The following is a 14,133-nucleotide window of genomic DNA, read 5'->3' on the forward strand; positions in this document are numbered from 1 at the left end:
ATCGCTGGAGAGTAATAAGATGATTTATAAAATTTCCTTTATAGTATTAATTTTAATAATATCAACTATTGATGTTTTCGCTGAGCAGCCTAAAGTTTGTTTTTTTGCTGATGAAGGTTATCAAGGGAAGTCTTTTTGTGCTTCTCAAGGTCAGGCGGGAAGTGATCTTCGAACGGAATGGAATGATAGAGTATCATCTATTTATATTCCCCCAGGGATGATAGTGACCGTATTTAAAGATATCGATTTTTCAGGCGAAAACTTAACATTTAAAGAAAGTGTTGATTTAGAATTCTCACGCCGCTGGGCAAGCTTAAATAATTCAATCAGTTCCTTTAAGGTCAGAAGTGCCGCTTGCTTTTATGACTATGATGATTTTACTGGTGATTCGATTTGTATCTCAGGTAATGAACGTATTGATTTATATAATGAGACTCATGGTCGACGAACGCATATATTAAACCCTCTCAATGATAAAGTAAGCTCTATTCTACTACCTAAAGATACTCAAGCTACTATCTATGAAGATGATAGCTATAGTGGCGTTTATTTTACTCTAACAGAGAGCCAGTCTGAATTAAACCTCGAAAATATAGGGATGAATAATAATATTACTAGTATGAGGGTCTCTCAGTTTGAACACTTTCTCTGTGATAAATACTGTGTCATTAAAGATAGCATGCTTGTTCCTGTACAATATGCTTTTGGACACTATTGGGATGATAAAAGAATAGGTTCAAAACAAGTGTTGATTAGTCTGTATATAACCAATGAAGATAATCACTCTATAGGTATATCCGGTGGCGGAATTTTTAAAATAAAGGGTAAGGAGATTTTATTTATTCATGAGCGCAGTAGTAAAGCTACTGTCTTTGAATTAAGTGGTCATAGTAATACATTATCCCTGTTATCTAAATTTAGTGGTGGATATTTTGAATTTCAACTTATTGAGTCCTCTAGTGATCAAGTGATAAGTATTTATCCTGTATTGGGCTATTTATTTGATGTAGATGATACCAATGTCCAGTTTTTTATCCATAATGAGAATAGTAAGCAACCAGTCATAATAGATAAAATAGTCCTGACAGTTGAAAAAGAACACCATAGAATAGAGCGCAGTTTTATAGGGAAAGAAATCTGTTGGTTGGACCCTTTGTTTAACTTATATAATTATATTATTCAAGGGGGTTGTAATCAGGTAGACCATTTTATTAGTGATGCGCGGGATTTTTTTAGTAGTACTGATAATAAAATATTGCAAGTATCTGGTACATCCAAAGCACTACCCAAAATAAAAGATAATGAATCTTTCGCTTTTGAAAAAATGATGCTAGATCTTTCGGCTGATCCTAAGGGTATATTGACTCACATTAATTCTGATATGAATGGTAACTCATTGATTTTACCTGCAACCGCCCTAGCTTGTCATGTTTCGATGAAAGACCAAATACTTCCTCATTTGCGTTCGCGCCGTCAGGCTATTCCTCCCTGTATTACCTGGACATTGAATATTTTAACTGACTTTACATTGCTATTTGGTAGCAGTGTTAGTACCTGGAATGCCGAAAATTTTGGCCGGGTCATATCGCGCATTGTTAATTCAGGGGATACCGGCTATGCGGTATCTGATCCTGAAATAGACCAACGTCTGGTTGAAAATGTTCGAACTTTCGTCGCGGAACATATTGATAATGTGGCACTATTAAAAACAGCATTCGATTTTTCCCAGCTTAGCTATAGCGATTATTTACGGCACAATAACCCAGAGACAGACGCGCTGCCTCCGTTGGCGGTACAGTCATTGCCCCAGGGGCGCTATGAACTTGCTCTACAAAGTTTTCAATTTGTCGAGACGGTGCCCAGAAGACAACATCATGGCGAGTGGGTTGAACATCCTGAGTTGCATTTTGATATTGAGATAATCAGTGGCGAAACTGCCACCACGCAAACAGCCAGACAAAATGTTGTGCCGGTGGTAGAGGATTGGCGCAAGCGCTATCGCCAAGCCTCGCAGTCTTTATATATTACTGCAAATGCTGAAATGGCAAGCAATCCCAATATGCATCACGGAATGAATGACGTTATTTGTGCCGCCAGTTTGGTGAGTGATGTTGCTCAAAGTTGGTTAAGAACGCCACGTGAGGATTATATTTATGTGATTGTTCGTTTATCCGGTGAGATAGTCAGCATAGCGATGGCGGTAGATATCAATGAATTTGATGTCGGGGTTGCAGGATCGTTAACCCGGCCAGATGATGTGCTTCATCCTACTGCCAACGGTGTTATTCGCGGGGCGGGTACGGCAGCAATGCGGGCATTGGCCGAGCATGTGGCCATGAAAGGAAAACGGACATTGGTATCGGAGGTCATTAGCCAGCCATCCGCAATTGTGAAGAAAAAGTTGGGTTTTCAATATATTAATGAACTTTGATATCGAGGTTTTTTTAATAACCAAGTACTGATGAGAGCGGGACCCAGAAGATTCTTATGCAAAGTGTGATTTGTGCATAAAAGTGAGGAATAAAGATAAATATTTTTTAATAAAATGTTGTGATTCCCGTATGCAAGGGCCAAACACCCACATATAATCGGCGGCCACTGTACAGGGTCGGCATAATTTTGTAGTAAAGGAACTGCCCGCGAGCCAAAAAGCACTTTACGCGGCGGGTTCCAAGTCCGGTCAATATTAGAAATCCCAATAGAGGTTATCATGGCTGTAGAACGTACTTTTTCCATTATCAAACCGAATGCTATTGCCAAAAATAACATTGGTGCTATTTATGCGCGTTTTGAAAGTGCTGGTTTCAAAATTATTGCTGCAAAAATGCTGCATCTGACCAAAGAACAAGCTGAAGGTTTTTACGCTGAACATAAAGACCGCCCATTCTTTGATGGTTTGGTCGAGTTTATGACTTCAGGCCCGGTCATGATTCAGGTTCTGGAAGGCGAAAATGCCGTTCAACGTCATCGTGATATCATGGGTGCAACTAATCCAGACAACGCACTGGCAGGCACTTTGCGTGCAGATTTCGCCGACAGTTTCACTGCGAATGCGGTACACGGTTCTGATGCAGTGGAATCAGCTCAGCGTGAAATCGCTTATTTCTTCAGCGAAAATGAAATTTGCTCCCGTTAATTAATTGATTTTGTGAATTAGATTGGCTTGTTTAATCAGCTGAAACAATAAAGTTGCCTGTACGCCTTTCCAATCATGGAATCCATGCTTTAAAATTTGTACAATGCTGCGCCCCGGTGGAGACATCTCTGCCGGGGCGTTCTATTATTTATTCATCGCCGTTTCGAAAGCCGTACCCGGTTTAAAGCGCAGCGCCGTAAAGTGTAACAACGAGGCCACGACAACTCATGTCTGAACAATTATTAACTGCATCAATGCCAATTGATGCAGCCCCTCAGCCTGACAACGCGGTTGCAACCGCAGCACCAGCAACCAGCAAAATCAATCTACTTGATTTAAATCGTCAGCAAATGCGCGAATTTTTTGCCGAGATGGGCGAGAAGCCTTTCCGTGCAGATCAGGTCATGAAGTGGATGTATCACTATTGCTACGATGATTTCGAGCAAATGACCGACATTAATAAAGGGTTGCGTGCCAAATTACAGCGCGTAGCTGAAATCCGTGCACCTGAAGTGGCACAAGAACAGCGCTCCACTGATGGCACCATTAAATGGGCCATCAAAGTTGGCGATCAGCAAGTCGAAACGGTGTATATCCCTGAGGGTGACCGCGCGACCCTGTGTGTGTCCTCTCAGGTCGGCTGCGCGTTAGAATGTAAATTCTGTTCAACGGCACAGCAAGGTTTTAACCGTAACTTGCGAGTCTCTGAAATTATCGGTCAGGTATGGCGTGCGGCCAAGATTATCGGTTCATTAAAATCAACCGGCACCCGTCCTATCACCAACGTGGTGATGATGGGCATGGGTGAACCGCTGTTGAACTTGAATAATGTGGTACCCGCGATGGATATCATGATGGACGACTTTGGTTTCGGTTTATCCAAACGCCGTGTGACATTGTCGACTTCTGGTGTGGTGCCAGCACTAGATAAACTGGGCGATATGATTGATGTTGCCTTAGCTATCTCATTGCATGCGCCGACGGATGATATCCGCGATGAAATCGTGCCTATTAACCGTAAATACAACATTGAAACCTTCCTGGCCGCTGTTCGCCGTTATTTGGCGAAATCTAATGCCAATGGTGGGCGGGTTACCGTTGAATACGTTATGCTGGATCACATCAATGACAGCACTGAGCAAGCTCATCAGTTGGCGGAATGTTTAAAAGACACTCCGTGTAAGATTAACTTGATCCCATGGAACCCGTTCCCAGGAGCACCTTATGGCCGTAGCTCAAACAGCCGGGTGGATCGTTTTTCTAAGGTATTGATGGAATACGGATTTACCACTATCGTCCGTAAGACACGTGGTGATGACATTGATGCAGCATGTGGTCAATTGGCCGGTGAGGTGATTGACCGCACCAAGCGCAGCTTGAAAAAGAAAATGGCCGGTGAACCTATCGCCATTAAAACAGTCTGATTCACAATGCCATTAGTTTGGGCATAACTGTTTGTTATTCAAATTATAATTTGTTAGATAATCGATATTAAAAAGGTTATTCAAAAGTCATTAATGGGAATAACATAAGTACCTGATTCGGGTAAGTGCGGTAACTAACGTGCCTGTAGCTTGCAAGAAGACGGGTATCTTCACAAATAAGGACAACTGAGCAAGCATGAAGCTGATAAAACTGTGGAGAGTTTGCCTGATAGCGACTGCATTGGCGGGCTGTTCTGGTTCATCGCCGGAAAAAGTGAACCAATCCGCCGCAGGGCAGACACGTTTACAACTAGGTTTAGAATATCTGGCGCAAGGTGATCTTACTGCTGCGCGGCAGAATCTTGAGAAGGCTGTAGCGGCAGATCCACAGGATTATCGTGCTCAATTGGGTATGGCTTTTTATGAGCAACGCATCGGCGAAAACGATGCGGCAGAGCAGCGCTATCAGCAAGCGATGAAACTGGCACCAGGAAATGGCACTGTACTGAATAATTACGGTGCGTTTCTGTGTAGTTTAGGGCAGTATGTACCGGCCCAACAACAGTTTAGCGCAGCTGTATTGTCGCCTGATTACGGTCAGGTTGCAGATAGTCTGGAAAACGCTGGATATTGCTTTTTACGGGCTAATCAAAATGACCAGGCTCGCGTACTCTTGAGTCGGGCATTGAAGTATGATCCGGACAAAGGTGAGCCGCTGCTTGCAGAAGCTCAAAGGCACTTTGGAGAAGGGAATCGCGCTCAAGCGCAACTATTACTGGATGTTTATCAACATGTACTTCCAGCCAGTGCTGAAAGTTTATGGTTACAAATTCGTTTCGCCGCGCTAGCAGGCCGTCAAGATAGTGTTCAACGCTATGGCAAGCAGCTTGCGCGAAGTTTTCCACAATCCAAACAGTACCAGCATTTTCTAGCTAATGAATACTGAAGCCTCCCAAGATCAAACTGTTCCAGAGACGACAGGTGTGCGCCTGCGTCAAGCCCGCGAAGCACTAGGGCTCACTCAGCAGATGGTTGCAGAACGTCTGTGTCTGAAAGTATCCACAATCCGTGATATTGAGGAGGATAAAGCACAAGCTAATCTCGCCTCGACATTCCACCGTGGCTACATTCGTTCTTACGCTAAACTGGTTCACCTTCCAGAAGATGAACTGTTGCCTATGTTGGCAAAACAAGCGCCGATCAGAGCGGCAAAAGTTGCCCCGATGCAAAGTTTTTCATTGGGCAAAAAGCATAAAAAACGTGATGGCTGGTTGATGAGTTTCACCTGGCTTATTGTGTTGGTTGTGCTCGGTCTGACAGGGGCATGGTGGTGGCAAAATCATCAGGCGCAGCAAGCAGAAATAGTCACTATGGCTGATCAGTCTTCTGCTCAACTGTCGCAAAATGGCGGGCAATCTGTGCCGCTATCTGATGATAATAGCGATCCTGTGAACCCGGTAGATAGTCAAGCTTCGATCGTAAATAGCCAGCCGCCTACACCAACAGAAAATGGTACTGCACCTACGACGAGCAGTGCAGTACCCGTGGATTCGGCAAACGGCCCTGTCAACACAATAGCACCTCAAGGAACAACTTCAGCGGAGTCTGCGGTTGTTTCTCCAAGTCAGGCGCCTTTGCCTAATGTTTCTTCTACGCAATCGCCTCTGCCTACAGCAGAAGCTGGGGTAACAGGCACCGCGTCATCTGTCGGCTCATTGGTCATGAATTTTACTGCTGATTGTTGGTTGCAGGTTGTTGATGCAACTGGAAAAACATTATTTAGTGGTATCCAAAAAGGGGGCGCGACTCTCAATCTATCAGGGAAAGCTCCCTATAAGCTGACCATTGGTGCTCCAGGTGCATTAACGATTACGTATCAGGGTAATCCAGTAGATTTGAGTAAGTTTATTAAGGCTAATCGCGTAGCCCGCCTGACTGTCGGTGTAGAGTAATATTGTGTTTTTGACAAACAACTCCGTGGTTCTGAGCAATGGCCATTGTCTTGTGGAAGATAATGGTTTTGAAAGACTACTGCGTTGCGAAAACTACACGACTGTAAAGGAGAGTGTGTAATGCATAATGAATCCTCTATTATCCGCCGTAAATCGACCCGGATTTACGTCGGTAAAGTACCTATTGGTGATGGTGCGCCGATTGCAGTGCAATCGATGACCAATACCAAAACCACCGATGTTGATGCGACTGTTGCCCAAATTAAGGCACTGGAACGTGTTGGCGTAGACATCGTGCGAGTTTCAGTACCGACCATGGATGCAGCTGAGGCCTTTAAGTTAATCAAGCAGCAGTCAAATGTCCCGTTGGTTGCTGATATCCATTTCGATTACCGTATTGCGCTAAAAGTTGCGGAGTATGGCGTTGATTGCCTGCGAATTAATCCTGGAAACATCGGTTCAGAAGAACGTATTCGTTCTGTGGTTGATTGTGCCCGTCACCACAATATCCCTATTCGAATTGGTATCAATGGTGGGTCGCTGGAAAAAGATATACAGGAAAAGTATGGCGAACCTACGCCGGAAGCCCTGCTTGAATCTGCGATGCGCCATGTCGATATCCTTGATCGCCTCAATTTTGATCAGTTTAAAGTCAGTGTTAAAGCCTCCGATGTTTTCTTGGCTGTAAACTCCTATCGTCTGCTGGCCAAGCAAATTAATAATCCCTTGCACTTAGGGATAACTGAAGCCGGTGGCGCGCGTAGTGGCTCCGTAAAATCGGCAATTGGATTAGGCCTGCTGTTGTCAGAAGGTATCGGCGATACGCTACGTATCTCGTTAGCTGCGGATCCGGTAGAAGAAGTTAAAGTTGGCTTTGATATCCTTAAATCGCTGCGGATCCGTTCTCGCGGGATCAACTTTATTGCCTGTCCAACCTGTTCCCGCCAAGAGTTTGATGTTATTGGTACTGTCAATGCATTGGAACAGCGGTTAGAAGATCTGATTACTCCGATGGATGTTTCTATCATTGGCTGTGTGGTCAATGGGCCTGGTGAGGCATTAGTCTCGACTATCGGTGTGACTGGCGCCCATAACAAAAGTGGTTTCTACGAAGATGGTGTTCGTCAGAAAGAACGTTTTGATAATGAAAAGATGATCGACCAGTTGGAAGCTAAAATTCGTGCAAAAGCATCGATGCTTGATGCAAGTAATCGAATAGTTATCAATATGCTGGAAGAAAAATAAGTAGCACGATCATTCGTTATCGTTGAATACAGAAAGCGGGCATGGCCCGCTTTAGAATGAGTCTGTAGAGGTAACAAATTGTCGCCATTGAATATGTGGGCGGCAAGCCTCTATAATCGGCTTTATTTTTTGCACTATGCCCAATGTTAGTGGCGTTGCTGCCGACACCGCTGCAACATCATGTAAACTGGGTATAAAACTATAGAGAACAGACGTGGCAAAGAACATTCAAGCCATCCGTGGTATGAACGACTACCTGCCAGCCGATACGGCAATATGGCAGCGAATTGAAGGCATTTTGAAGCAAGTGCTCGCAGGCTATGGTTACAGCGAAATCCGCATGCCGATTGTAGAGCAGACCCCGTTATTCAAACGCGCTATCGGTGAAGTCACCGACGTGGTTGAGAAAGAGATGTATACCTTTGACGATCGCAATGGCGAAAGTCTGACTCTGCGACCGGAAGGTACCGCAGGGTGCGTGCGCGCAGGCATTGAACATGGTCTGCTGTACAATCAGGAACAGCGTCTGTGGTATATCGGCCCCATGTTTCGCTATGAGCGCCCACAAAAGGGGCGTTACCGTCAATTCCACCAGTTAGGCGCGGAAGTTTTCGGCCTACAAGGGCCTGATATTGATGCAGAATTGATTCTACTGACAGCTCGCTGGTGGCGTGCGTTAGGGATATCAGAGCATGTGCAGCTTGAATTGAACTCCATTGGCTCATTGGATGCGCGCGCTGACTATCGTGAAGCGCTAGTGACTTTTCTTGAACAACATGTTGATGTGTTGGATGAAGATTGTAAGCGCCGCATGTACAGCAACCCGTTACGAGTGCTGGATTCTAAGAACCCAGATGTTCAACAATTGCTTAACGATGCACCTAAGCTGTCTGATTATCTGGATGATGAATCAAAACAACATTTTGCCGGTCTGTGTGAACTTTTAGACCAAGCCAGTATCCCATATACCGTAAATGAGCGTTTAGTTCGTGGTTTGGATTATTACAACCGTACGGTATTTGAGTGGGTAACCAACAGTCTGGGCGCACAAGGCACAGTCTGTGCCGGTGGGCGTTACGACGGTTTGGTTGAACAGTTGGGTGGTCGTTCAACACCTGCTGTTGGTTTTGCGATGGGGCTTGAGCGTTTGGTTCTGTTGGTGCAGGCTGTCAACCCAGAGTTCAAAGTACCCGCGACCGTTGATGTGTATTTCATCTCATCAGGTGAGGGAACGCAAAGTGCTGCGATGCAGCTGGCGGAACGTGTGCGTGATGTTTTACCGACCTTAAAGTTAATGACTAACTACGGCGGTGGCAATTTCAAAAAGCAAATTACCCGCGCTGATAAGTGGGGGGCGCGTGTGGCACTAATACTTGGCGAAAGCGAAGTGGCGACACAGCAAGTGGTTGTAAAAGATTTGCGGAATGGTGAACAAGAAACGCTGGCGCAAGCGGATGTTGCTGCGCGTCTGGCTTTGATGTTGGGTTAAGGAGAGAGACACCGTGGAAGTCTATACCACTGAAAATGACCAGGTTGATGCAGTGCGCCGTTTCTTTAGTGAGAATGGTAAAGCGCTGGCCGTGGGTGTGGTGCTCGGGATTGGTGCATTAGTGGGTTGGCGTTACTGGCAGAGTCATCAAAATACTGTCTTGACGGAAGCCTCCTCTGCCTATCAGCAAGCCAGTGATGCTTTGTCAGCCAACAGCGCTGATGGTGTTGCTGTCGCTGAAAAATTTGTTCAGAGCAATAAAAGTAACTACGGCGTACTTGCCGGGTTAGAGCTGGCTCACCACTTTGTTGAGCAAAACGAATTTGATAAAGCCGCACAGCAACTTACCCAAGCATTGGGCCAGACAAAAGATGAAAACCTGCTGTCGTTGATTAATCTGCGTCTTGCTCGTTTGCAACTGCAATTGAAAAAACCAGATGAAGCATTGAAAACACTGGATGCAGTGCAAGGCGACGGCTGGACTGCGATGGCACAAGATGTTCGTGGCGATGCATTATTAAGCAAAGGTGATACCGCGGGTGCACGCGCAGCTTACAGTAAAGGTGTCGAATCAAATGCTTCTCAGGCGCTACAAGCTTTACTGCGCATGAAATTGAATAATTTGTCCAGCTAAGGGGTACTTCCCATGCAATTGCGTAAAACACTCTTAGTAGGACTGGTATCTGTTGCCCTATTGAGTGGTTGTTCACTGTTTAACAGTGAAGAAGATGTGGTTACCATGTCGCCACTACCAAAAGTTGAGAATCAATTCACGCCGACAAAAGTGTGGAGTACTTCTGTGGGTGGTGGTGTCGGTGATTATTACTCACATCTGCGCCCAGCTTGGCAGGGAACTTCTGTCTTTGCCGCTGACCGTAAAGGTCTGGTGAAAGCGATGGAAGCTGATACGGGCAAACAAATTTGGCAAACCGATCTGTCTGAGAAAACCAACTTCCTTTCCAGTAACCGTTCCGCGATGTTATCTGGTGGCGTAACAGCTTCAGGTGCTCATGTGTACGTCGGTAGTGAGAAAGCCGTGGTTTATGCGTTGAACTCTGACGATGGAAAGGTGGCCTGGCAGACGGTAGTCGCTGGCGAAGCCTTGTCCCGCCCTGTAGTTAGTGATGGTGTGGTACTGATTCACACCTCGAATGGCATGTTGCAAGCGTTGAATGAATCTGATGGTGCCATTAAGTGGACATTAAATCTGGATACACCAGCATTGTCTCTACGTGGTGAATCAGCACCAACAGTTGCATTTGGTGCTGCACTTGTCGGTGGCGACAATGGTCGCGTGAGCGCAGTGATGCTGGAGCAAGGTCAGTTGATCTGGCAACAGCGTATTTCCCAAGTGACTGGAACTACTGAAATTGACCGCCTGAATGATGTTGATACTACACCAGTCGTTGTAGATGGGGTTGTTTATGCTTTGGCATACAACGGCAACCTGACTGCACTGGATCTGCGCTCTGGTCAGATTCTGTGGAAGCGTGAAATGGGTTCAGTCAATGATATCATTGTTGATGGCGGCAATATTTATTTAGTCGACCAGAATGATCGCATTGTTGCATTGAAGGCTGATGGTGGTGTAACCCTTTGGAGTCAAAGCGATTTATTACATCGTAACTTGACGGCTCCTGTGCTGTATAATGGTTATCTGGTTGTAGGTGATGCTGAAGGTTATCTGCACTGGGTGAATACCACTGATGGTCGTTTTGTTGCTCAGCAGAGCGTAGATAGCTCCGGTTTCCTGAGTGCACCTGTGGTTGCCAGCGATAAGTTGCTGGTGCAGGCAAGAGGCGGCACGGTATACGCGTTCACCCGTTAATCCTTATTTAAAATGCCTGTCTGACAGGTTAATACCCAAGCCACTGGCGTTGCAGTATGTAACACCGCTGCAACTTCAAAGAGGAAGGGTTCAAAGCGGCTCCTGATATTCAGGGGCCGTTTGTCTTCTAAAAACTGCGCTGTTGAACGTTCAGTACAGTGCTGTAACGCTTTGAAAATTAAGTAATGAGGCTCCAAAAATGATACCTGTCATCGCGCTGGTCGGGCGCCCGAATGTGGGTAAATCCACTTTATTTAACCGCTTAACGCACACCCGTGATGCGTTAGTTGCGGATTTTCCCGGGCTAACGCGTGACCGTAAATATGGTCGTGCCGAGGTCGAGGGTCATGAGTTTATTGTTATCGATACCGGAGGTATTGATGGCACAGAAGATGGTGTAGAAACCAAGATGGCTGGTCAATCGTTACTGGCGATTGAAGAAGCTGATATCGTCCTGTTTATGGTCGATGCGCGCGCTGGGCTGATGCCTGCGGACCAGGGCATTGCTCAACATCTGCGCAGCCGTGAAAAAGCTACTTTCCTGGTTGCCAACAAAACTGACGGTATTGATCCAGATACCGCTACAGCTGATTTCTATTCATTAGGCTTGGGTGAAGTTCATGCGATTGCAGCTTCCCACGGCCGTGGTGTGACTCAGTTGATTGAAGATGTAATGGCGCCTTACATGGACGCTGAAGAGCCTGAAGCTGAACTGACAGATGAAGAAGCTAACGCGGCCTATTGGGCTGCGCAAGAAGCCGACGAAGATGAAATTCCAGAAGACGAAGAGGATGACTTTGATCCACTGAGTTTGCCAATCAAATTGGCCATCGTTGGGCGTCCTAACGTAGGTAAGTCCACACTAACTAACCGTATCCTCGGTGAAGATCGTGTGGTGGTTTATGATATGCCGGGCACCACGCGTGACAGCATTTATATTCCAATGACCCGTGACGAACGCGAATATATTCTGATTGATACCGCAGGTGTACGTAAACGTGGCAAGATAACTGAAGCAGTTGAAAAATTCTCGGTTATTAAAACTTTGCAGGCAATTGAAGATTCCAACGTTGTGCTGTTGGTCATTGATGCCCGTGATGGTATTTCAGATCAGGATTTGTCTCTGTTAGGCTTTATTCTCAATAGTGGGCGCTCACTTGTTATAGCGGTCAATAAATGGGATGGCATGTCAGAAGAAGCCCGTGCTCAGGTCAAAGATATGCTAGACCTGCGCCTTGGTTTTGTCGATTTTGCTCGTATTCACTTTATCTCTGCACTACATGGTAGCGGCGTCGGTAACCTGTTTGAATCTATTCAGGAAGCGTATGACTGTTCAACCAAGCGAGTGGGTACTTCCTTACTGACCCGCATTATGCAAATGGCAGAAGAAGATCATCAGCCTCCGCTAGTTCGTGGTCGCCGTGTTAAGCTGAAATATGCTCACGCGGGTGGTTATAACCCGCCGATCGTGGTTATTCACGGTAACCAGGTTACTGATCTGTCGGATTCTTATAAACGTTATCTGATGAATTACTTCCGTCGTTCATTAAAAGTTATGGGTACGCCTATTCGTATCCAGTTTAAAGAGGGCGAGAACCCGTTTGCGGGTAAACGCAATACTCTGACGCCAAATCAGATGCGCAAACGTAAACGTTTGATGTCGCACTTGAAAAAAAGTAAGTAATATCAGCAAAGCGCGGGCATTCCGCGCTTTTTGCATTTTTAATGCATGGCCTATTAACCAATAACTTTAACCATTCATATATTCAGCCACTAAACGGTAAACAAAAGGAGTTGAACATCAGCCATGTCTTGGGAAACCTGGAGTTTTGCATTTAGTGTCACAGTACCCAACTTATTGATGATGTTACTCGGTGTGTTATTACGGCGCTGTGGTCTGATGGATGATCGATTCTGTGATGGCGCGACCCGTGTGGTGTTTAATCTGGCGTTGCCTTGTATGCTGTTTTTCAGTGTTGCCACCAATCACGTCAGCTTACTGGATAACTTGCCCTTGGTTATCTACGGTGCTGCCGGTACTTTGCTGACATTCCTCCTGCTCGAGATTGCCGCTAAGTGGCTGGTAAAAGACCCAAGAGAGCGTGGTGTGTTCGTGCAGGGTGGTTTCAGAGCCAATACCGCGATCGTTGGTTTGGCATTTGCTATGACGGCCTATGGCGATGAAGGGGTCGCTCTGGGGTCAATGTATCTGACAGTGACGGTGATATTATTTAATATGCTGTCAGTGATAACACTGACCCGCAGTTTACAGAGTGGGCAGGGCGGTAAAATCAGCAAAGTGGCACTGTTGCGCAGTATTGTGACTAATCCATTGATTATTGGTCTGGTATGCGGCTTAGTCTATGCTCAAACCCAATTACCTATTCCCCATGTGATTGTTCAGACTGGCAGCTATATCTCAGCATTGGCACTCCCATTGGCATTACTCTGCACCGGCGCGAGTCTTGATTGGCATGCAATGTTCCGCTCTTCTAATGTGGCGGCATTATCCTCGGTGGCAAAACTATTCATCGTGCCAATATTGATGACTTTGGGCGGTCTGCTAATGGGGTTCCGTGGTGCAACGTTAGGTATTATTTTTCTATTTTCCGCGACACCAACTGCCGCAGGTAGTTATGTCATGACCCGCGCGATGGGAGGAAATGCTACGCTGGCCGCAAATATCATCGCGATAACGACCGTCGGTTCATTTTTCACTACCGCGCTGGGGATTTACTTTTTACGTTCACTGGGTGTGATGTAAGTTTTCATTAACAGCTGGGAGAGAATTTATGGATGCGCTATGTCCGGTTTGTCAGAAAAAAATGACGGAAGTAAGTGGCCACTTTCATTGTTCTAGTTGTCATGGCAACTATCAGCAGCAGGCTGAATGCCCTGATTGCGCTAAACCGCTACAGGTGTTGAAAGCGTGTGGAGCTGTTGATTATTTTTGCCAGAATGGGCATGGACTGATTTCAAAAAGCCGCATTCGTTTTAGTTATCTGCCGATGGCCTAATACCAATCGGCAGGTCTATTGGCTGTAGCAATAATAACGGCG

General features: G+C 45.8%; 12 protein-coding genes. All 12 read left to right on the plus strand.

The annotated features are described in order from the left end of the window. The first annotated feature begins 19 nt into the window (after positions 1-19). The 12 genes from ACF3VQ_RS05555 to ACF3VQ_RS05610 all read left to right on the plus strand — a co-directional run bounded on the left by ACF3VQ_RS05555 (position 20) and on the right by ACF3VQ_RS05610 (position 14,091). A complete protein-coding gene (locus ACF3VQ_RS05555; protein ID WP_392433733.1) occupies positions 20-2,431 on the plus strand; it encodes a peptidase inhibitor family I36 protein in 2,412 nt (803 codons plus the stop codon). Positions 2,432-2,710: 279 nt separating this feature from the next. Further along, complete coding sequence (gene ndk, locus ACF3VQ_RS05560; RefSeq protein ID WP_392433734.1) at positions 2,711-3,136, plus strand: nucleoside-diphosphate kinase; 426 nt, start codon at positions 2,711-2,713, stop codon at positions 3,134-3,136. A 254-nt stretch (positions 3,137-3,390) separates the two neighbouring features. Beyond that, on the plus strand, positions 3,391-4,560 hold the full coding sequence (locus tag ACF3VQ_RS05565; RefSeq protein WP_392435458.1) for a bifunctional tRNA (adenosine(37)-C2)-methyltransferase TrmG/ribosomal RNA large subunit methyltransferase RlmN: 1,170 nt from the start codon (positions 3,391-3,393) through the stop codon (positions 4,558-4,560). A gap of 196 nt (positions 4,561-4,756) precedes the next feature. After that, complete coding sequence (gene pilW, locus ACF3VQ_RS05570) at positions 4,757-5,506, plus strand: type IV pilus biogenesis/stability protein PilW (protein ID WP_392433735.1); 750 nt, start codon at positions 4,757-4,759, stop codon at positions 5,504-5,506. After that, positions 5,496-6,512: a cytoskeleton protein RodZ gene (rodZ, locus tag ACF3VQ_RS05575; RefSeq protein WP_392433736.1), complete on the plus strand. Its 1,017-nt coding sequence runs from the start codon at positions 5,496-5,498 to the stop codon at positions 6,510-6,512. The genes pilW and rodZ overlap by 11 nt, the downstream gene beginning before the upstream one ends. 120 nt (positions 6,513-6,632) lie before the next feature. Beyond that, on the plus strand, positions 6,633-7,757 hold the full coding sequence (gene ispG, locus ACF3VQ_RS05580; protein ID WP_392433737.1) for a flavodoxin-dependent (E)-4-hydroxy-3-methylbut-2-enyl-diphosphate synthase: 1,125 nt from the start codon (positions 6,633-6,635) through the stop codon (positions 7,755-7,757). A 214-nt stretch (positions 7,758-7,971) separates the two neighbouring features. Next, a complete protein-coding gene (hisS, locus tag ACF3VQ_RS05585; RefSeq protein WP_392433738.1) occupies positions 7,972-9,246 on the plus strand; it encodes a histidine--tRNA ligase in 1,275 nt (424 codons plus the stop codon). A 13-nt stretch (positions 9,247-9,259) separates the two neighbouring features. After that, a complete protein-coding gene (locus ACF3VQ_RS05590) occupies positions 9,260-9,880 on the plus strand; it encodes a YfgM family protein (RefSeq protein ID WP_392433739.1) in 621 nt (206 codons plus the stop codon). Positions 9,881-9,892: 12 nt separating this feature from the next. Next, positions 9,893-11,074 (plus strand): outer membrane protein assembly factor BamB, encoded by a 1,182-nt coding sequence (bamB, locus tag ACF3VQ_RS05595; protein WP_392433740.1) that lies wholly within the window; start codon positions 9,893-9,895, stop codon positions 11,072-11,074. Positions 11,075-11,273: 199 nt separating this feature from the next. Next, the gene (gene der / locus ACF3VQ_RS05600) at positions 11,274-12,758 is read left to right on the plus strand and encodes a ribosome biogenesis GTPase Der (protein ID WP_050162378.1); all 1,485 of its coding nucleotides are present in this window, start codon (positions 11,274-11,276) and stop codon (positions 12,756-12,758) included. 123 nt (positions 12,759-12,881) lie between these two features. Further along, a complete protein-coding gene (locus tag ACF3VQ_RS05605; protein WP_392433741.1) occupies positions 12,882-13,838 on the plus strand; it encodes an AEC family transporter in 957 nt (318 codons plus the stop codon). Between the two features lie 28 nt (positions 13,839-13,866). Next, positions 13,867-14,091, plus strand: coding sequence for a zinc ribbon domain-containing protein (locus ACF3VQ_RS05610; RefSeq protein WP_392433742.1), 225 nt, complete (start codon positions 13,867-13,869; stop codon positions 14,089-14,091). Positions 14,092-14,133: the final 42 nt, after the last annotated feature.

Origin of the sequence: Yersinia fenwicki (assembly GCF_043099325.1) — a bacterium.
GTDB lineage: Bacteria > Pseudomonadota > Gammaproteobacteria > Enterobacterales > Enterobacteriaceae > Yersinia.

Bases quoted from the DNA above. Each gene is read 5' to 3' on its own strand.
- ACF3VQ_RS05605 (WP_392433741.1), top strand. From the start codon at position 12,882: ATGTCTTGGGAAACCTGGAGTTTTGCATTTAGTGTCACAGTACCCAAC.
- bamB (WP_392433740.1), top strand. From the start codon at position 9,893: ATGCAATTGCGTAAAACACTCTTAGTAGGACTGGTATCTGTTGCCCTA.
- ACF3VQ_RS05565 (WP_392435458.1), top strand. From the start codon at position 3,391: ATGCCAATTGATGCAGCCCCTCAGCCTGACAACGCGGTTGCAACCGCA.
- ACF3VQ_RS05555 (WP_392433733.1), top strand. From the start codon at position 20: ATGATTTATAAAATTTCCTTTATAGTATTAATTTTAATAATATCAACT.
- der (WP_050162378.1), top strand. From the start codon at position 11,274: ATGATACCTGTCATCGCGCTGGTCGGGCGCCCGAATGTGGGTAAATCC.
- rodZ (WP_392433736.1), top strand. From the start codon at position 5,496: ATGAATACTGAAGCCTCCCAAGATCAAACTGTTCCAGAGACGACAGGT.
- ACF3VQ_RS05610 (WP_392433742.1), top strand. From the start codon at position 13,867: ATGGATGCGCTATGTCCGGTTTGTCAGAAAAAAATGACGGAAGTAAGT.
- ispG (WP_392433737.1), top strand. From the start codon at position 6,633: ATGCATAATGAATCCTCTATTATCCGCCGTAAATCGACCCGGATTTAC.
- pilW (WP_392433735.1), top strand. From the start codon at position 4,757: ATGAAGCTGATAAAACTGTGGAGAGTTTGCCTGATAGCGACTGCATTG.
- ndk (WP_392433734.1), top strand. From the start codon at position 2,711: ATGGCTGTAGAACGTACTTTTTCCATTATCAAACCGAATGCTATTGCC.